This is a genomic window from Pigmentiphaga humi, from assembly GCF_900606115.1.
Classification (GTDB): domain Bacteria; phylum Pseudomonadota; class Gammaproteobacteria; order Burkholderiales; family Burkholderiaceae_B; genus Pigmentiphaga; species Pigmentiphaga humi.
Genome location: NZ_UWPJ01000031.1, coordinates 1 through 18338, shown reverse-complemented (window position 1 = coordinate 18338; position 18338 = coordinate 1). Strand labels below are relative to the sequence as shown.

Annotated in this window: 15 protein-coding genes; 10 read left to right on the top strand and 5 right to left on the bottom strand. The window is 66.8% G+C overall.

The annotated features are described in order from the left end of the window. Positions 1 to 73 precede the first annotated feature (73 nt). Positions 74 to 1450 carry an adenylosuccinate lyase gene (gene purB, locus PIGHUM_RS19760; RefSeq protein WP_124081443.1) on the bottom strand — a complete coding sequence of 459 codons (1377 nt, stop codon included), beginning with the start codon at positions 1448 to 1450 and terminating at the stop codon, positions 74 to 76. A 126-nt stretch (positions 1451 to 1576) separates the two neighbouring features. Between purB and PIGHUM_RS19755 the strand changes: the two genes are divergently transcribed. Together PIGHUM_RS19755 and PIGHUM_RS19750 are read left to right on the top strand one after the other, a co-directional pair. Then, positions 1577 to 2191 carry a glutathione S-transferase C-terminal domain-containing protein gene (locus tag PIGHUM_RS19755; protein WP_124081442.1) on the top strand — a complete coding sequence of 205 codons (615 nt, stop codon included), beginning with the start codon at positions 1577 to 1579 and terminating at the stop codon, positions 2189 to 2191. A 65-nt stretch (positions 2192 to 2256) separates the two neighbouring features. Then, positions 2257 to 3879: an FMN-binding glutamate synthase family protein gene (locus PIGHUM_RS19750; protein WP_124081441.1), complete on the top strand. Its 1623-nt coding sequence runs from the start codon at positions 2257 to 2259 to the stop codon at positions 3877 to 3879. A 30-nt stretch (positions 3880 to 3909) separates the two neighbouring features. Here the strand turns inward: PIGHUM_RS19750 and PIGHUM_RS19745 are convergent, their stop codons facing one another. Together PIGHUM_RS19745 and PIGHUM_RS19740 are read right to left on the bottom strand one after the other, a co-directional pair. Next, on the bottom strand, positions 3910 to 4893 hold the full coding sequence (locus PIGHUM_RS19745; protein ID WP_124081440.1) for a D-2-hydroxyacid dehydrogenase: 984 nt from the start codon (positions 4891 to 4893) through the stop codon (positions 3910 to 3912). 81 nt (positions 4894 to 4974) lie between these two features. Next, positions 4975 to 5901: a LysR family transcriptional regulator gene (locus PIGHUM_RS19740; protein WP_160142364.1), complete on the bottom strand. Its 927-nt coding sequence runs from the start codon at positions 5899 to 5901 to the stop codon at positions 4975 to 4977. 152 nt (positions 5902 to 6053) lie between these two features. Between PIGHUM_RS19740 and PIGHUM_RS19735 the strand changes: the two genes are divergently transcribed. Then, entirely contained in the window at positions 6054 to 7238 is a 1185-nt protein-coding gene (locus PIGHUM_RS19735) for a M24 family metallopeptidase (RefSeq protein WP_160142363.1), read from the top strand. A gap of 51 nt (positions 7239 to 7289) precedes the next feature. Further along, entirely contained in the window at positions 7290 to 8249 is a 960-nt protein-coding gene (locus tag PIGHUM_RS19730; protein ID WP_124081437.1) for a Bug family tripartite tricarboxylate transporter substrate binding protein, read from the top strand. Between the two features lie 45 nt (positions 8250 to 8294). Here PIGHUM_RS19730 and PIGHUM_RS19725 read toward each other — a convergent pair whose 3' ends face one another. Continuing rightward, complete coding sequence (locus PIGHUM_RS19725; RefSeq protein ID WP_124081436.1) at positions 8295 to 9383, bottom strand: substrate-binding domain-containing protein; 1089 nt, start codon at positions 9381 to 9383, stop codon at positions 8295 to 8297. Positions 9384 to 9560: 177 nt separating this feature from the next. On the opposite strand from PIGHUM_RS19725, the gene PIGHUM_RS19720 reads away from it, so the two are divergent. The 6 genes from PIGHUM_RS19720 to nhaA all read left to right on the top strand — a co-directional run bounded on the left by PIGHUM_RS19720 (position 9561) and on the right by nhaA (position 17037). After that, a complete protein-coding gene (locus tag PIGHUM_RS19720) occupies positions 9561 to 10049 on the top strand; it encodes a formate dehydrogenase subunit gamma (protein WP_124081435.1) in 489 nt (162 codons plus the stop codon). Continuing rightward, the gene (locus PIGHUM_RS19715; protein WP_124081434.1) at positions 10046 to 11620 is read left to right on the top strand and encodes a formate dehydrogenase beta subunit; all 1575 of its coding nucleotides are present in this window, start codon (positions 10046 to 10048) and stop codon (positions 11618 to 11620) included. The genes PIGHUM_RS19720 and PIGHUM_RS19715 overlap by 4 nt, the downstream gene beginning before the upstream one ends. A gap of 18 nt (positions 11621 to 11638) precedes the next feature. Beyond that, entirely contained in the window at positions 11639 to 14500 is a 2862-nt protein-coding gene (gene fdhF, locus PIGHUM_RS19710; RefSeq protein WP_124081433.1) for a formate dehydrogenase subunit alpha, read from the top strand. Positions 14501 to 14507: 7 nt separating this feature from the next. Beyond that, positions 14508 to 15332 carry a formate dehydrogenase accessory sulfurtransferase FdhD gene (fdhD, locus tag PIGHUM_RS19705; protein ID WP_124081432.1) on the top strand — a complete coding sequence of 275 codons (825 nt, stop codon included), beginning with the start codon at positions 14508 to 14510 and terminating at the stop codon, positions 15330 to 15332. Between the two features lie 37 nt (positions 15333 to 15369). Continuing rightward, positions 15370 to 15570, top strand: coding sequence for a formate dehydrogenase subunit delta (locus PIGHUM_RS19700; protein ID WP_124081481.1), 201 nt, complete (start codon positions 15370 to 15372; stop codon positions 15568 to 15570). Between the two features lie 117 nt (positions 15571 to 15687). Further along, on the top strand, positions 15688 to 17037 hold the full coding sequence (gene nhaA / locus PIGHUM_RS19695; RefSeq protein ID WP_124081431.1) for a Na+/H+ antiporter NhaA: 1350 nt from the start codon (positions 15688 to 15690) through the stop codon (positions 17035 to 17037). Positions 17038 to 17164: 127 nt separating this feature from the next. Here the strand turns inward: nhaA and PIGHUM_RS19690 are convergent, their stop codons facing one another. Beyond that, positions 17165 to 18025 carry a fumarylacetoacetate hydrolase family protein gene (locus tag PIGHUM_RS19690; RefSeq protein ID WP_124081430.1) on the bottom strand — a complete coding sequence of 287 codons (861 nt, stop codon included), beginning with the start codon at positions 18023 to 18025 and terminating at the stop codon, positions 17165 to 17167. Between the last annotated feature and the right edge of the window lie 313 nt (positions 18026 to 18338).

Genomic DNA, 18338 nt, shown 5'->3' with positions numbered 1-18338 from the left:
GCGGAAACGGCCCGGTCAGGCAGGGATGCCAACGACTTCGATGCTCGAGCCGCGTTCTGGTTCCATGCCTCTATCAGACTTCGCGCGCCAGCTTGGCCGCCAGGCCGATATAGCTGCGCGGCGTCATGGCGAGCAGGCGCGCCTTGGGCTCGTCGGGCAGTTCCAGTCCCCGGACAAACTCGCGCAGGGCTTCTTCGCTGATGCCCTTGCCTCGGGTCAGCGCCTTGAGCTGTTCGTAGGGCTGCGGCAGGCCGTAGCGGCGCATCACCGTCTGCACCGGTTCGGCCAGCACTTCCCAGCAGGCGTCGAGGTCGGCGTCGATGGCGCCGGCATTGATCTCCAGCTTGTCCAGGCCGCGCAGGCAGGCATCGTAGGCCACCAGGCAGTAGCCGAAGCCCACGCCGAGGTTGCGCAGCACGGTGGAGTCGGTGAGGTCGCGCTGCCAGCGCGAGATCGGCAGCTTGTCGGCCAGGTGGCGCAGCGTGGCATTGGCCAGGCCCAGATTGCCCTCGGAGTTCTCGAAGTCGATCGGGTTGACCTTGTGCGGCATGGTGGACGAGCCGATCTCGCCCTCCTTCAGGCGCTGCTTGAAGTAGCCCAGCGCGATGTAGCCCCAGATGTCGCGGTTGACGTCGAGCAGGATGACGTTGGCGCGCGCCACGGCGTCGAACAGGCTGGCCATCCAGTCGTGCGGCTCGATCTGGATGGTGTGGCGGTTCTGGGTCAGGCCCAGGCCGGCCAGCACCTTGGCGCTGAAGGCTTCCCAGTCGATCTCGGGATAGGCCGACAAGTGGGCGTTGAAGTTGCCGGTGGCGCCGTTGAGCTTGGCCAGCGGCTCGACGCGCTCGATCTCGGCGATGGCGCGGCCCAGGCGGGCGGCCATGTTGGCGAATTCCTTGCCCATCGTGGTGGGGCTGGCGGGCTGCCCGTGGGTGCGCGACAGCAGCGGCTGGTCGGCATGCTGCACCGCCAGCGCGGCCAGCTTGTCGTAGACCTTGCGCAGCGAAGGCAGCAGCGCGTCGTTGCGCGCGGCGCGCAGCATCAGCGCGTGCGAGGTGTTGTTGATGTCTTCCGAGGTGCAGGCGAAATGGATGAATTCGGCCGCGGCGCTCAGTTCCGCGTTATCGGCCACTTTCTCTTTCAGCCAGTACTCCACCGCCTTGACGTCGTGGTTGGTGGTGCGCTCGATCTCTTTGATGCGGGCGGCATCGGCTTCCGAGAACTCGGCCACCAGGGCCGCCAGGCGCTGGCGCGCCGCGACGCTGAAAGCCTTGAGTTCCGGCAGGCCGGCGTCGGACAGCGCCGCCAGCCAGGCCACTTCGACCTGCACCCGGTGATGCATGAAGCCGGCTTCGGACAAGAGCGGGCGCAGCGCGGCACCGCGACTGGCATAGCGGCCGTCCAGCGGCGACAATGCATTGAGGGGGGTGAGCTGGTCGGAAGTTTTCATAAGCGCTTGAAAGTAAAAGGGAATTGTAGCACCGCACCATTTCGGGGACGGTCTTGGGTGGTATACTCCGCGGCCCATCCACGCCTGCCGGCGGGGTTCGATTTTAGGACCATCCGGCCCCTTCTCATGAAACTGATCGGCTCGTTGGCCAGTCCTTTCGTCCGCAAGGTCCGCGTCGTGCTGGCCGAGAAAAAACTCGACTGCCAGTTCGAACTGGAGAACGTCTGGGCGGCCGATACCCGCATCCAGAACTCCAACCCCCTGGGCAAGGTGCCTTGCCTCATCATGGAAGACGGCGGCGCCGTCTTCGATTCGCGCGTCATCGTCGAGTACCTCGACACCATCACGCCGGTCTGCCGCCTGCTGCCGCCCTCCGGCCGCGAGCGCTCGGAGGTCAAGTGCTGGGAAGCGCTGGCCGACGGCGTCCTGGACGCCGCCGTGCTGATCCGCGCCGAGCACACCCAGCGTCCCGAGGAGCTGCGCAGCGCCGAATGGATCGCGCGCCAGCAAGGCAAGATCACCGCCGCCATCGACGCCATGGAAGCCGGCCTGGGCACCAAGCTCTTCTGTACCGGCAACAGCTACACGCTGGCCGACGTCGCCGTCGGCTGTGCGCTGGGCTACCTGGACTTCCGCGATCCGGAACGCGACTGGCGCTCGGGCCACCCCAACCTGGCCCGGCTGATGGACAAGCTGGTACAGCGCCCGTCCTTCGTCGATACCGAACCCGCCAGGACCTGAACCCCGGGGGCCGCTTCCGGCCCCGCTGCTATGCTTGACGCCATCCTGGCAAGAAGGAGTCATGCATGACCTGGTTCGCTCCCCGCTATGCGGCCCTGTGGCTGGCCCTGCTCGGCACGGTGGCCTGCGGCCTGCTTTTCCCCTACAAGGCGGGCTGGGCGATCGCCGCCATCGTGTGCGCCGGCCTGCTGGCGCTGGGCATCTTCGACCTGTTCCAGAACCGGCACGCGATCCGCCGCAACTACCCCATCATCGGCAACCTGCGCTTCCTGTTCGAGTTCATCCGTCCGGAACTGCGCCAGTACTTCATCGAGGACGACACCAAGGCCGCGCCGTTCTCGCGCAACCAGCGCTCCATCGTCTACCAGCGCGCCAAGCAGGACATCGACAAACGCCCCTTCGGCACGCTCGAAGACGTCTATGAGCGCCGCTACGAATGGATCAATCATTCGCTGGCGCCGGTCCACATCGACAACTTCGATTTCCGCGTCCACGTGGGCGGGCCGGCCTGTACCCAGCCCTATCTCGCCTCGATCTTCAACGTCTCGGCCATGAGCTTCGGCGCGCTGTCGGCCAATGCCGTGACCGCGCTCAACACCGGCGCGCGCAAAGGCCAGTTCGCGCACGACACCGGCGAGGGCGGCATCAGCCGCTACCATCGCGCGCCCGGCGGCGACCTGATCTGGAACATAGGCTCGGGCTATTTCGGCTGCCGCGACGCCGAGGGCAACTTCAGCGAAGAGGCCTTCGTGGCCAACGCCAGCTCGCCGCAGGTCCGGATGATAGAGATCAAGCTGTCGCAGGGCGCCAAGCCCGGCCATGGCGGCATCCTGCCCGGCGCCAAGGTCACGCCCGAGATCGCCGAGGCGCGCGGCGTGCTCGAAGGCGTGGACTGCAACTCGCCGTCGCGCCATGGCGCCTTCTCCACGCCGGTCGGGCTGATGCGTTTCGTGGCGCGGCTGCGCGATCTGTCCGGCGGCAAGCCGGTGGGCTTCAAGCTGTGCGTCGGCCATCCCTGGGAATGGTTCGCCATCGTCAAGGCCATGCTCGAGACCGGCATCACGCCCGATTTCATCGTGGTCGATGGCGCCGAAGGCGGCACGGGCGCCGCGCCCGTCGAATTCACCGACCACGTCGGCGTTCCCCTGCAGGACGGGCTGCTGCTGGTCCACAACACGCTGGTGGGCGTGAACCTGCGCGATCAGATAAGGATAGGCGCGTCGGGCAAGATCATCACCGCCTTCGACATCGCCCGCACGCTGGCCATGGGCGCCGACTGGTGCAACAGCGCGCGCGGCTTCATGTTCGCGCTGGGCTGCGTGCAGGCCCAGGCCTGCCATACCGACAAGTGCCCGACCGGGGTCACGACGCAGGACCCGCTGCGCCAGCGCGCGCTGGTGGTGCCGGACAAGGCCGAGCGGGTCTACAACTTCCACCGGAATACGCTGCGCGCGCTCAGCGAGCTGGTCGCGGCCGCCGGGCTGGACCACCCTTCCAAGCTCAGCCCCGAGCACATCGTACGGCGCGTGTCGGGCAACGAGGTCAAGCTGCTGGCGGGGCTGTTCCCTTTCCTGCGGCCCGGCGAACTGCTGGCCGGCACGCCGCCGTATGCGGTCTACAAGAAATACTGGCCGATGGCGCGCGCCGACTCGTTCGAGGCCATGCTGCCGCAGACGCAGGCGGATTGAACGCCGCCCGGCCTGCCCATCGGCAAAACTTCAGCATGGCTCGCCGAGCTTGACGAGGTTTCTTAGCCCAGATGCGTCGCCACGCGCAAAGCAACCCACGTTGTGCTTGAGCAGGGGGAGCACGAGCATCGGATACTCCCGCACCAGGCCGGCCACATGGGGAGTGGCCAGAACCCGGGGATGCCGCCAGAGCGCGTGCTCCCGCGGCAGCGGTTCCTGCTGGAAAACGTCCAGGGCGGCTCCCGCGATACGCTCCCGGTCCAGGGCTTCAACCAGCGCCCCTTCATCGACGATGCCGCCGCGCGATACGTTGACCAGATAGGCGCTCCGCTTCATGGCCGAGAACGAAGCCGGGCCGATCAATCCCCGGGTCCGGTCCGAATAAGGCGTCGCCAGGACGAGGAAATCGACGTCGGCCAGATGGCCGTCGATTTCCTGCATGGCGATGCATGCCTCGGCATGCTCGACCGGGCGCGGCGCGCCGCTCGCGGCGACGACGCACATGCCCAGCGCCTCGCATAGCCTGCGTATGTGCATGCCGGATGCGCCGGTTCCCGCCACCAGCACATTTTTCCCGCACAGCAGCATGCCCTCCTCGCGCTTCCAGACTCCTTGCGCCTGGTTCTGAAAAAGCGTCTTGCCACGCCTGGCCAAGGCAAGCATCAGGTAGACCACCATCTCCGCCAGCATGGGGCCGTGGATGCCGCTGGCGGAGCTGACCCAGAGCGAAGGCGGCAATCCCGGCAGCGACATGATCCTGTCCGTTCCGGCGCCCAGCATCTGCACCCAGCGCAGCCGGGGCGCGCGCTGGAACAACCGGTCCGGGAGACTATTGCCGAACGACACGAGGGCCTCGCAGCGTCCGAAGTCCTGCTCCTCTGCGACAGGCGGCACGAGCGGCCGAAAACGCAACTGCGCATACGCGTTGCCCAATTCCGAACAATAGAACTCGGCGTCCTTGTCGCAGACGACGATTTCCCCATCGCCGGAACGCCTCGATGAATGTGCTCGCATGCCCAACCCGATTTTCAGTCGCTGGAGAGCCGAGTCTACGCGCCCGGTACGGCCTTGCGAACGCCAGACCTCCGTTTGCGGTCATGAAAATATCGATTGCCGGTCCGGCGATGAAAAAAGCCTATGCACCATTCCGCGCAGGAAAGTGACGGCGGGATCTCTGTTCATGGCCGGATGCCAGTATTGGCAAATCTGCCCTTCCGGCAATTCGACGGGCAATGCGACGATCTTGATGTTGGCGACCGCCCCGAACAGCTCGTAGAGTTCGCCGGAAACGAGCGCGATCATGTTGGACGCACCGACGAGGAATGGAACCGCAGTGGCGTGCTCCAGGACCATCTGCACGTTCATTTCCAGGTTTTGCTGCTGCATGTGGGCCTGCATCCACCTGAAGGCTTGCGGGGCGACGAAGTTCCTCACCTGAGGCGCAGCGGCGAACTCGGCAAGAGAGAGGCGCTCTCCGATAGCGGGATGCTCCCTGCTGGCGATGCAGACATAGCTGCGCCGGAACAGCAATTGCCTGAACAAGTGATCCCCCGCCAGCTCGCGATGGTTGCCAATCACCAGATCGACCGTCTTGTCCGACAGCGCCTGCTCCAGATCGACGGCCCGTGGGTACGAGGGGACCAGGGAAGCGCATGGAGCCAGCTGGGCCAACTGCTTGACGATCGCAGGCAGCATGGTCACCGCGCCGATCTCGGTCAATACCACGTGGAATTCACGAGCCGTGGTGGAGGGGTCGAACTGTTCGATGCGATCGAACTCCGCCTCCATGAACGCCAGGATGTGCTCCGCGGACTCGGCGAGCCGCTCGGCATAAGGCGTGGGCTCCATGCGATTGCCTACGCGCACGAACAAGGGATCGCCCATCCGCAGCCGAAGCCGTTCGAGCAGATAGCTCAGCGTGGATTGCGTGGTTCCCAGGTGCGTGGCGGCCTTCGTCAGCGAACCCAGCTTCATCACGGCCAGGATGGCCCGCAGCTCTCCCACATCCGGAAAACGAGTCATCGTTTTTTTCATGACTATTAATAGGAAATCGCTGTTCTGCGCAGTGCATCCGCTCGATAGCATACCGGCACGGTCTCGCCGACTCCCCGCCGCAGGCGGAAAGGCGGGTTCCGCCATGATAGGACGAGTCCGGCCACTGAATAGGGATGCCCATGCTGGAAGAACGACTGGTTTTCCGTATATCCGATACCGAATTGGAACGCCGCTGGCAGGCCGTCCGTGCGCAGATGAAAGCGCACGGGATAGACGTCCTGGTCATGCAGAACAGCAATGAGTTCAAAGGCGGCTATATCAGGTGGTTCACGGACGTGGCCGCGAAATTCGACGGCCCGTCCACCGTCATTTTCCCGGTTGACGAGCCTATGACGTTCATCACGTCCGGCGCCAGACACGGGCGCCGGACGCCGGCACCGGGCAGCCTCTACCGGGGCGTCGGCCAGGTGTTGACTTCTCCCTACTCGATCGCGGACTGCAATACCGACCATATCGACGGAGAACTGGCCGTAGAGGCGCTGTCGTCGGTTCGTCACGAACGTATCGGGCTGGTCGGCCAGGGCACGATGCGCTACAGCTTCGGCGCCCACATCCAGCGCCGGCTCCCCGGAGCCGAATTCGTCAATGCATCCGACCTGGTCGACCGGCTGAAAGCGATCAAGAGCGAGGAAGAAATCTCGTTGATCCGCCAGTCGGCGCGGCTCCAGGACGAAGTCTGGCTGGATGTCCTGAACTTCATACGCCCCGGCCTGCGTGAATACGAGATCACGACTCACGCCTACCGCCAGTGCCAGCTCCGCGGCAGCACGGACGGGCTCATCCTGTCGGGCTCCGCCCCGCTCGGCCAGGCCGCCGTCAAGGGACATCGCCATTTGCAGAACCGCGTGCTGCGGCAAGGCGATCAATTCACGATGCTGATCGAGGTCAACGGCATGGGCGGCTATTACACCGAACTCGGCCGCACCTGCGTGCTGGGAAAGGCTTCGACGGAATTGCTGGACGAGTACGGAATCGCCGTGGCCGCGCAAGAGGCAACGGCTGCTCGGCTCACGCCCGGCGCCAGCCCGGCCGGCATCTGGAGCGAACACAACGCCTACATGCGCGGCCGCGGACGGCCGGAAGAAGCGCGGCTGTTCTGCCACGGACAAGGCTACGATCTGGTCGAGCGGCCGACCTTGCGGGACGACGACACGATGCTGGTGGCGCCGGACATGAACATCGTCGTCCACCCCACCTATGCCACGCCGTCCGTTTATAGCTGGACGTGCGACAACTTCCTCATCCGGCCGCACGGCGCCGAACGCCTGCACGAGACTCCGCAGAAGATCTTCGAACTGAGCTAGCGCCTGCCGGCGCGTCTCGGCTCGACCATCCGGTACCACAGGGATACCACCATGAAAATTCGGATCGCGCTCCTGGGCTTCCTCATGCCGCTCGCCGCCGCTGGGGCGGACTTTCCTTCAAGGCCCCTCACGATAGTCGTCCCCTTCGGCGCAGGCGGCACGCCCAATCTCGTGGCCCGCCTGCTTGCGGAAGGGCTGGCCGAAAGAATCGGGCAGCCCGTGGTCGTCCAGAACAAGCCCGGGGCCAGCGGCGTGATCGCCGCCCAGAACGTCATGCACGCACCTGCGGACGGATACACGATCCTGCTTGCGGACAACGGACTGCTCGCCATCAACCCGAGCCTGAACAAAACGCTGCCCTATTCCCCTACCGGGACGTTTGCACCGCTGACCCAGATCGTCAGCCAGCCTTTCCTGCTGTACGTGCGCTCCGACCTCGGGATCGGCTCGGTGGACGCCCTCGTCTCGTCCGCCAGGCGCGCACCCGGCAAGCTCAATTATGGATCCGTCGGGAACGGCAGCCCCCACCATCTGTGCGCAAGCATCTTTGCCAGCAGGACCGGAACGCAGCTGACCCATATCCCGTTCAAGTCGGTTGCCGACATCGTCCAGGCCATGATGGGGAAAGAAATAGATCTGGTCTGCACGAGTTCGGTCGGGGCGCGCCCCTTGACCGAATCCGGCCGGGCGCGTGCGCTCGCCATTGCCACGCCTGCGCGTTCTCCGGCACAACCCGACGCCCCCACGTTCGGCGAAGCGGGCATCTCCCCGCCTATCCTCGTCGGCGCGACGATAGGCTTGCTGGTCAGAAGCGAAACGCCGCGCGATATCGTGGAAAAACTCGGCGCGGATCTGGCCGCCGTCGCCCGCTCCCCCTCCTTGTCGAAAAAAATCGAAGAACTCGGCATGGACGTCGTTGCCGACGGGCCGGCGGCGTACGCCCGCGTCATCCAGGACGAATTGAAGCGCTACGCGGACATGGTCGGCACGGCGGGGGTGACGGCGAACTGAGCGGCCCGGCAGAAGGCGCTCCGCCGCCACGGCATACCGCTCCGGCTAGGATTTGCGGACAGTGCCGGCGAATGGCGGAAACGCTTCGCGCATCGTCGACACCGTCCCGGTATCCACCGCATCGTAGCCCGGCAGCGTATTGATCTCCGCGCGGAACTCGCTGCTTTGCAATAGCGCCATGACGGGCGTGAAGCGCGGATCGTCCAGCACGCCGGGCCGGCACACGAACAGGTAGCGTTCGCTCAGCAGCGGCACGAAGTCCAGGTCGAATCGGCGCGCCGCGGTTTCCACGCCCAGGCCGGCGTCGGCCTTGCCGCACAGGATGTAGGCGGCGATGGCGGCGTGGGTCAGTTCGACGTTTTCATAGCCGTTGATGTCGCGGCCGGACTTACCGGCCTGCGCCAGCAGCAGGTCGAAGATGGCGCGGGTGCCGGAGCCCTGCTGGCGGTTGACGAATTGCACGTCCGGCTGCATCAGATCCTGGATGCCCCAGATGTGCCGGGGGTTGCCCTTGGCCACCATGATGCCCTGGCGCCTCGTGGCCAGGCTGACGATGCGGTGGTTGGCGTGCAGCAGCCGCGAGAACTGCGCCAGCACCGGCCCCTCCAGCGCCCCGATGGGAACGTGGAAGCCGGCGACGTCGCAATTGCCGCGGTTGAAGGCGTTCAAGGCCTCGACGCTGCCGCGGTAGCTCATCTCCAGCGCGATGCCGCGCCGCTGCGCCGCGCGGCTGAATGCCTCGATCGCGAAGCCATGGCTGGCGTAGACCTTCAGGGCATGGCGCTCTTGCGAGACGGCCGCGCGCAATTCCGCCTCGATCTCGGTCGCCATGCTGTCGAACAGCGGATCGACCCGCGCATGGATGAGCTTCTGGGCGCCGACCAGGCGCCGGCCCAGCTCGGTCAGTTCGGCGCCGCGCCCGCGCGTTTTTTCCACCACCCGGCCGCCCAGCAGGGTATCCAGCTCGGCCAGCGCATTCCACGCATGGCGATAGGAAATGCCCAGGATGCGGCTGGCCGCCTGCAGGTTGCCGGCATCCTCGACCGCGCGCAGCAATTGCACGCCGCGCACCAGCGATACGGGTTTGGCCTCGCCGTCTACCAAGTACAGGCTGGGCCGGATCTCGATCTTCATTTATGCATTTATTTTCATATTTAATCGGCACAAATTTACGCATAAATATGTGTATAGATGCTCATATTTTCTATGGGAAAACTAGCGACTATGATGGCGAACCAAGGAAATAATACGCAAATTTTTGCATATTCAGCTGCCGGGAGACGATTTCCCGGCCGCCATCAGGAGACTGCCATGCCAGACGCGCGACCAGACGCCGACCAGGACGTCGCCGCCGTCGAACGAATCGTCGCGGCGCGGCGCAGCCAGCCCGGCGCCATGCTGCCCATCCTGCACGACATCCAGGACCGCGTCGGCTACATCCCCGGCGCGGCCGTCCCGCTGATCGCGGGCGGGCTGAACGTCTCGCGCGCCGAGGTCCACGGCGTCATCAGCTACTACCACGACTTCCGCCAGGAACCCGCCGGCGCGCACCGTGTCCAGGTCTGCCGGGCCGAGGCCTGTCAGGCGCGCGGCTCCGACGCGCTCGCGGCCCATGCCGCCCGCGCCCTGGGCTGCGATTTCCACCACACCACCGCCGACGGCGGCGTCACGCTGGAAGCGGCCTATTGCCTGGGCCATTGCTCGGTCGGCCCCAACATCGCCATCGACGGCAAGCAGTATGCCCGCGTCACGCCCGCCCGCTTCGACAAGCTGGTGGATGCCGCAAGGAGCATGGAATGAACGCGACGCCTTCCTGTACGGTCACGGTCTACGTGCCGCGCGACTCCACCGCGCTGGCGCTGGGGGCCGATGAAGTCGCCCTGGCCCTGCGCGAGCAGGCCGCCGCGCGCGGCGCCGACATCAACGTGGTGCGCAACGGCTCGCACGGCATGTTCTGGCTCGAGCCGCTGGTCGAGGTCGCCACGCCCCAGGGGCGGATCGCCTACGGCCCGGTAAGCGAAGACGACGTGGCCGGCCTGCTCGACGCCGGCCTGCTGCAAGGCGGCGCGCATCCGCTGCGCCAGGGCCCGACGCAAGAGATCCCCTACCTGAAACGCCAGGAACGGCTGACCTTCGCGCGCGTAGGCATTACCGATCCGGTTTCGCTCGACGACTATCTCGCCCACGAGGGCTACGCGGGCCTGGATCGCGCGCTCAGCATGAGCCCCGAGGCCATCGTGCAGGAAGTGCTGGATTCCGGGCTGCGCGGGCGCGGCGGCGCGGCCTTTCCCACCGGGATCAAGTGGAAGACCGTGCTGGGCGCGCAGGCCGCGCAGAAGTACGTGGTCTGCAATGCCGACGAAGGCGACTCGGGCACCTTCTCCGACCGCATGATCATGGAAGACGACCCCTACGTGCTGATCGAGGGCATGACCATCGCCGGCCTGGCGGTGGGGGCCACGCAAGGCTACATCTACGTCCGCTCGGAGTATCCGCACGCCATCGCCGCGCTGAACGAAGCCATCGCCCATGCCGGGAGCCGCGGCTACCTCGGCGCCGACCTCCTCGGTTCGGGACGCGCGTTCCACCTGGAAGTGCGCAAGGGCGCGGGCGCCTACGTCTGCGGCGAGGAAACCGCCCTGCTCGAAAGCCTGGAAGGCAAGCGCGGCATCGTCCGCGCCAAGCCGCCGCTGCCGGCGCTGCAAGGCCTGTTCGGCCAGCCCACGGTCATCAACAACGTCATCTCGCTGGCCACCGTGCCCATCGTGCTGGCGCGCGGTGCGGCGTTCTACCGCGATTACGGCATGGGCCGTTCGCGCGGCACGCTGCCGCTGCAGCTGGCCGGCAACCTGAAATACGGCGGCCTGGTCGAGAAGGCCTTCGGCATCACGCTGCGCGAACTGCTGTTCGGCTACGGCGGCGGCGCCGAAACGGATCGCCCCATCCGCGCGGTGCAGGTCGGCGGCCCGCTGGGGGCCTACCTGCCCGAGTCGGCTTTCGACACGCCCATCGACTACGAAGCCTTCGCCGCCATCGGCGCGGTGCTGGGCCACGGCGGCATCGTGGCCTTCGACGACACCGTCGACATGGCCAGGCAGGCGCGCTATGCCATGGAATTCTGCGCGCTGGAATCCTGCGGCAAATGCACGCCCTGCCGGATCGGCTCGACGCGCGGCGTGGAAGTCGTGGACCGCATCATCGCCAACCAGAACCGCCCGCAGCAGATCCACCTGCTGCGCGACCTGTGCGATCTGATGCTGCACGGTTCGCTGTGCGCGATGGGCGGCATGACCCCCTACCCGGTGCTGTCGGCGCTGGACCATTTCCCCGAAGATTTCGGCGCGCCGCGCGATGCGCAGCAGGCCGCCTGAGCGCGACAAGGAACAACCATGAACCAGCTCAACGACCTCGACTACGGCACCCCCGCACGCATCTCGGCGCAGGCCGTCACGCTGGAGATCGACGGCGTCGCGGTGCAGGTGCCGGCCGGCACGTCGGTAATGCGCGCCGCCGCCGAAGCCGGCATCAACGTGCCCAAGCTGTGCGCCACCGACAGCCTGGAACCCTTCGGCTCCTGTCGCCTGTGCATGGTGGAAATCGAAGGACGGCGCGGCTATCCGGCCTCGTGCACCACGCCCTGCGAACCCGGCATGCGCGTGCGCACGCAGTCGCCCCGGCTGGCCGAGCTGCGGCGCGGCACGATGGAGCTGTACATCTCCGACCACCCGCTCGACTGCCTGACCTGCCCCACCAACGGCAACTGCGAGCTGCAGGACATGGCCGGCGTGGTCGGCCTGCGCGAAGTGCGATACGGCTATGAAGGCAAGAACCACTTCGACGCCAAGAAGGACGAATCCAATCCGTACTTCACCTACGACCCGTCCAAGTGCATCGTCTGCAACCGCTGCGTGCGCGCCTGCGAGGAAACCCAGGGCACCTTCGCGCTGACCATCGACGGACGCGGCTTCGAGTCGCGCGTGGCGGCGGGCCAGGCGCAGGACTTCATGGATTCCGAATGCGTGTCCTGCGGCGCCTGCGTGCAGGCCTGCCCGACCGCCACGCTCACCGAGAAAACCGTGATCATGATGGGCCAGGCCGAGCACAGCGTGATCACCACCTGCGCCTACTGCGGCGTGGGATGCTCGTTCAAGGCCGAGATGAAGGGCAATGAAGTGGTGCGCATGGTGCCGCACAAGGACGGCCACGCCAACCACGGACACTCCTGCGTAAAGGGCCGCTTCGCCTGGGGCTATGCGACCCACCAGGACCGCATCACCAAGCCCATGATACGCAGCCGCATCACCGACCCGTGGCGCGAAGTCTCGTGGGACGAGGCGCTGGCGTACGCGGCCGGCGAATTCCGCCGCATCCAGGCCAAGCACGGCAAGGACGCCATCGGCGGCATCACGTCTTCGCGCTGCACCAACGAAGAAACCTACCTGGTCCAGAAACTGGTGCGCGCCGCCTTCGGCAACAACAACGTCGATACCTGCGCGCGCGTGTGCCACTCGCCCACCGGCTACGGCCTGAAGCAGACCCTGGGCGAATCGGCCGGCACGCAGTCCTTCGATTCGGTCATGCAGGCCGACGTGGTCATGGTGATCGGCGCCAACCCCGCCGCCGCGCATCCCGTGTTCGCCTCGCAGATGAAGCGCAGGCTGCGCCAGGGCGCCAAACTCATCGTGATCGACCCGCGCACCACCGAGATGGTCAAGTCGCCGCACGTCGAGGCGGCCTACCACCTGAAGCTGCGTCCGGGCACCAACGTCGCCGTGGTCACCGCGCTGGCGCACGTGATCATGAGCGAAGGCCTGCACGACGCCGACTACATCGCCCAGCGCTGCGAGACGCAATCCTTCGAGGACTGGAAGAACTTCGTGCTGCGGCCCGAGAATTCGCCGGAGGCCACCGAAGCCGTTACCGGCGTGCCGGCCGCCGAGATCCGCGGCGCGGCGCGCCTGTATGCCGCCGCCGGCAACGGCGCGATCTACTACGGGCTGGGCGTGACCGAGCACGCGCAGGGCTCCACCGCGGTCATGGGCATCGCCAACCTCGCCATGGCCACCGGCAACGTCGGCCGCGAAGGCGTGGGCGTGAACCCGCTGCGCGGCCAGAACAACGTCCAGGGCTCGTGCGACATGGGATCGTTCCCGCACGAGCTGCCCGGCTACCGCCACATCTCGGACACCACCGTGCGCAGCCAGTTCGAGGCCGAATGGAACGTCGAGCTCAGCCCGCATCCCGGCCTGCGCCTGCCCAACATGTTCGATGCGGCGCTGGACGGCAGCTTCATGGGCCTGTACTGCGAGGGCGAGGACATCGTCCAGTCCGACCCGAACACGCAGCACGTCACCGCCGCGCTGTCGGCCATGGAATGCATCGTCGTGCAGGACATCTTCCTGAACGAGACCGCCAAGTACGCGCACGTCTTCCTGCCGGGTTCCTCGTTCCTGGAAAAGGACGGGACCTTCACCAATGCCGAGCGGCGCATCTCGCGCGTGCGCAAGGTCATGCCGCCGCTGTCCGGCAAGTCGGACTGGGAAGTGACCGTGGCGCTGGCCGAGGCGCTCGGCTATCCCATGGACTACCGCCATCCGTCCGAGATCATGGACGAGATCGCGCGCCTGACGCCGACCTTCCACGGCGTCAGCTACGAAAAGCTGGACCGCCTGGGCAGCCTGCAGTGGCCCTGCAACGAGGACGCGCCGCACGGCACGCCCACCATGCACATCGACCGCTTCGTGCGCGGCCAGGGACGTTTCATCATCACGCAGTTCTTCGCCTCGCCCGAGAAAGTCACGCGGCGCTATCCGCTGCTGCTGACGACGGGCCGCATCCTCTCGCAATACAACGTCGGCGCGCAGACGCGCCGCACCCACAACAACCGGTGGCATGCCGAAGACCGGCTCGAAATCCATCCGCAAGACGCCGAAGAGCGCGGCATCGCGCAGGACGACTGGGTCGGCATCGAATCGCGCGCCGGCCAGACGGTGCTGCGCGCCACCATCACCGAACGGGTGCAGCCGGGCGTGGTATACACGACCTTCCACTTCCCCGAATCGGGTGCCAACGTGATTACCACCGACAGTTCCGACTGGGCCACCAACTGCCCCGAATACAAGGTCACGGCGGTGCAGGTCATGCCGGTGGCCCAACCCTCGGCATGGCAGCAGCAATACCGGCGCTTCAGCGAAGAACAGGTCCGGCTGGCGTCCACGCCCGCATCCAGCCCGGCGCTGGTGACCAAGTAGCCCGGCCATGGACAGCCCGAGCAAGGCCGGCCATGCGCCGCTCGCAGCGGTGCCGGTGCGGCGCTGGCAGGACGGCGCGGAAGATGCGCGCATCGACGAAGTTGCCGAAGAAGTCCCCGTCGCGCTGGAATACAACGGCATCTCGCATGCCGTCATGCTGGCCTCGCCCTGCGACCTGGAAGACTTCGCGCTGGGCTTCTCGCTGAGCGAAGGCATCCTGTCGCGGCCGGGCGAACTGTACGACTGCGAAATCGTGCAGGCCGACGAGGGCATACGCGTGCAGCTGGAGATCGCCTCGGAACGTTTCGTGCGCCTGAAAGACCGGCGGCGCAATCTGACGGGCCGCACCGGCTGCGGGCTGTGCGGCACGGAAAGCCTGCAGCAGGCGGTGCGCCACCCGCCCCCGGTGCGCGGCCATGCCGTCTTCGACGCCGCCACGCTGCACCGCGGCCTGCACGCCATGCAGGACTTGCAGCAGCTGCAGCAGCGCTGCGGCGCCACGCACGCGGCAGCCTGGATGCAGGCGGACGGCTCGGTCGACCTGGTGCGCGAGGACGTCGGCCGCCACAATGCTCTGGACAAGCTGCTCGGCGCGCTGGCCTCGGCCGGCGCCGACTTCGCCGGCGGCGCGGTGCTGGTCACCAGCCGCGCCAGCTATGAAATGGTGCAGAAGACCGCCACGCTGGGCATAGGCATGCTGGCCGCCGTGTCCGCGCCGACTGCGCTCGCCATCCGGCTGGCCGAGGAAACCGGCGTCACCCTGGCCGGCTTCGTGCGCCCGCACAGCCACGTCGTCTACACCCACGCGCGGCGCCTGCCCGGCGCAACCTGAGGAACGCATCGTGAATACCGCCGACAGCCTGATCCGCATGGCCAACCAGATCGGGGACTTCTTCGGGACCATGCCCGACCGCGACCAGGCCGTCGCCGACGTCGCCGACCACCTCAAGCGCTTCTGGGAGCCGCGCATGCTGCGCACGCTGCTTGCGCACGTCGATGCGCACGGCGACGACGAACTGAACGACATGGCGCGCGCCGCGATCCGGACCCACCGGCAGCATATCCAATAGCCGCAGCCGTCGATCATTCTCCCGGCACACGGTAAAATCCACGACGGGTGTTAGCTGCATTCCGCAGCGGGACAGGTTCATGCGTCGGTCGGGCCGCCACGCGGAGCTCATGCGACCATGCCTCACCCCGTCTCGGGGCGCGATCTTCCACGCGCCCAACGCCTCGCCGAACGCGCCTTCGCCACCGTCGAGCGCTTCCTGCACATCGAAGCCGCCAGCGGCATCGTCCTGCTGTTCGCCGCCGCGGTGGCGCTGATCTGGGCCAACTCGCCGTTCGCGCACAGCTACCATGCGCTATGGCACGTGCCGGTGTCGATCGGCATCGGCAGCTTCGTGTACGCCCAGTCCCTGCACTTCTGGATCAACGACGCCTTGATGACGGTCTTCTTCCTCGTGGTCGGGATGGAGATCCGCCGCGAAGTCCACGAAGGCGCGCTCAGCGACCTGAGACAGGCCAGCCTGCCCATCATGGCCGCGATGGGCGGCGTGGCCGTGCCCGCGCTCGTGTACCTGGCCCTGAACGTCGAACCGGCGCGCCAGCACGGCTGGGCGGTGCCGACCGCCACCGACATCGCCTTCGCCGTGGGCGTCCTGGCCCTGCTGGGCCGCGGCATCCCCGGCAACGTACGGGTATTCCTGCTGGCGCTGGCGATCATCGACGACATCATCGCAGTGCTCATCATCGCGCTGTTCTATTCCGGCGGGCTCGACTACCACGGCTTCATCATCGCCGCGCTGGGCATCCTGATCGTGCTCGGCCTGCAGCGCATCGGCATCGGATCCGCCCATGCCTACATACTCCCCGGCGCGGTCATCTGGATCGGGCTGCTCATGACCGGGGCGCATCCGACGCTCGCCGGCGTCGTGCTCGGCATGATGACCCCGGCGGTGCCGATGCGCACCCGGGAACACCCCCTGGACTTGCTCGCCCGCGCCGCAGAGAAACTGCGCCGCCAGAAGGAAGCCGCCGGGGACGCCAGCCGCCTCGCCGCGCCGCTCAGGCAACTCCGGACGGCCCAGCGCGAAGTGCTGCCGCCCGTGGTGCGGGTGCAAATGGCACTGCATCCCTGGGTCGCCTACGGCATCATGCCGGTCTTCGCCCTGGCCAACGCCGGCGTCAGCATGGACGGCATGGATCTGTCGGCCGCCGGACCGCAATGGGTGCTGGCCGGCGTCGCGCTGGCGCTCGCAGCGGGCAAGCCGCTGGGCGTGATCGGCGTCAGCTGGATACTGGTGCGGCTGGGCCTGTGCCGGCTGCCGCCAGGCGTATCCTGGGGCGGCATCTGCCTGATCGGCCTGCTGGCCGGCATCGGCTTCACCATGTCCATCTTCATCGCGATGCTCGCTTTCGCCGACGAGAACCTCCTCGGCGCCGCCAAGCTCGGCGTGCTGGTGGGCTCGCTGGCGGCGGCCGTGCTCGGCCTGGCCTGGGGTGTCGTGTACCGGCGCACGGTCAAGCCGGACTGATGCGGACATGCCCTCGGTCATCGGGGGCATCCAGGAAAATGAAAAGCCGCTGCGGCTTTCGTGCCGCAGCGGCTCGGAACGACAAGACAGGCAAGCGAGGAGCGGGAGCGGCCTCGCCCGCGGCCGATCAGCCCTCGGCTTGCACCGGGTTGCGCAGCACGCCGACCTTCTCGATCTCGATCTCGACCACGTCGCCCGGCTTCATCCAGACTTGCGGATTGCGCGCCTGGCCCACGCCCGCGGGCGTGCCCATGACGATCACGTCGCCCGGCTCCAGGGTCAGCACTTCGGTCAGCAGTTCGATGGTCTCGGGAATGTCGAAGATCATGTCGCTGGTGTTGGCATCCTGCATGACCTGGCCGTTCAGGCGGCACTTGATCGACAGGCCGCGGGCGGCTTCCGGCAGTTCGTCGGCGGTGACCAGCGCGGGGCCGAAGCCGCCGGTGGCGTCGAAGTTCTTGCCGATGGTCCACTGCGGGGTGCGCTTCTGGTAGTCGCGCACCGAGATGTCGTTGAAGCATGCATAGCCGAACACCAGGTCGAGCGCCTTGTCTTTCTTGACGTGGCGGCCCGCCTTGCCGATCACCACGGCCAGTTCGGCTTCGTAGTCGAACTTGTCGGACACGCGCGGGCGGATGGTGGGCTCGCCATGGGCCAGCAGCGAGGTCGCGCCGCGGAAGAAGAACCAGGGGTAGTCGGGCTTGTCGCGGCCGCCTTCCTTGGCATGGTCGAAGTAGTTCAGGCCGAGGCAGACGATCTTGCCGGGACGCGGCACGACCGGCGCATAGGCGATCGAGTCGAGCGGCAGGCGCGGAGCGTTCGAGGCGATCGCGGCCTTGCCGGCGGCCTGCAGGTCTACGCCGGCTTGCAGGGCGGCGCCGAGGTCGGCCGGCACCTGGGGCTGGGCCTGGTTCAGGTCGATGACGCCGTCATCGGCCAGGACGCCCAGGCGCACGGCGCCGTCTTTGCGGAAAGACACGAATTTCATCTCAAGACTCCGGTATGTACGTGCTAACGATAGGAAGAAAGCCGCCGCGATGCACCCGTGCGGCTTCCGTGTCGAACTCCTGTGGGTGCCGACATTTTATATACATTTTTTCCAAAATCAATTTTTTGTACACATCACACCTGAAATCCATGGGTTTGTACACTTTCAGCTAGAATTGCGCCAGGACGCCCATGCCGCCCCGCGGCGGGCGCAACCGGAGTTTCCGTGCCCAAGCCCCCCGCGGTGCCCCCGCCCGGCACCGGCGCCGCCCCCCCCCGGGGGGGCGCGGGGGCCCGCCGCCGGCGCGGCGCCG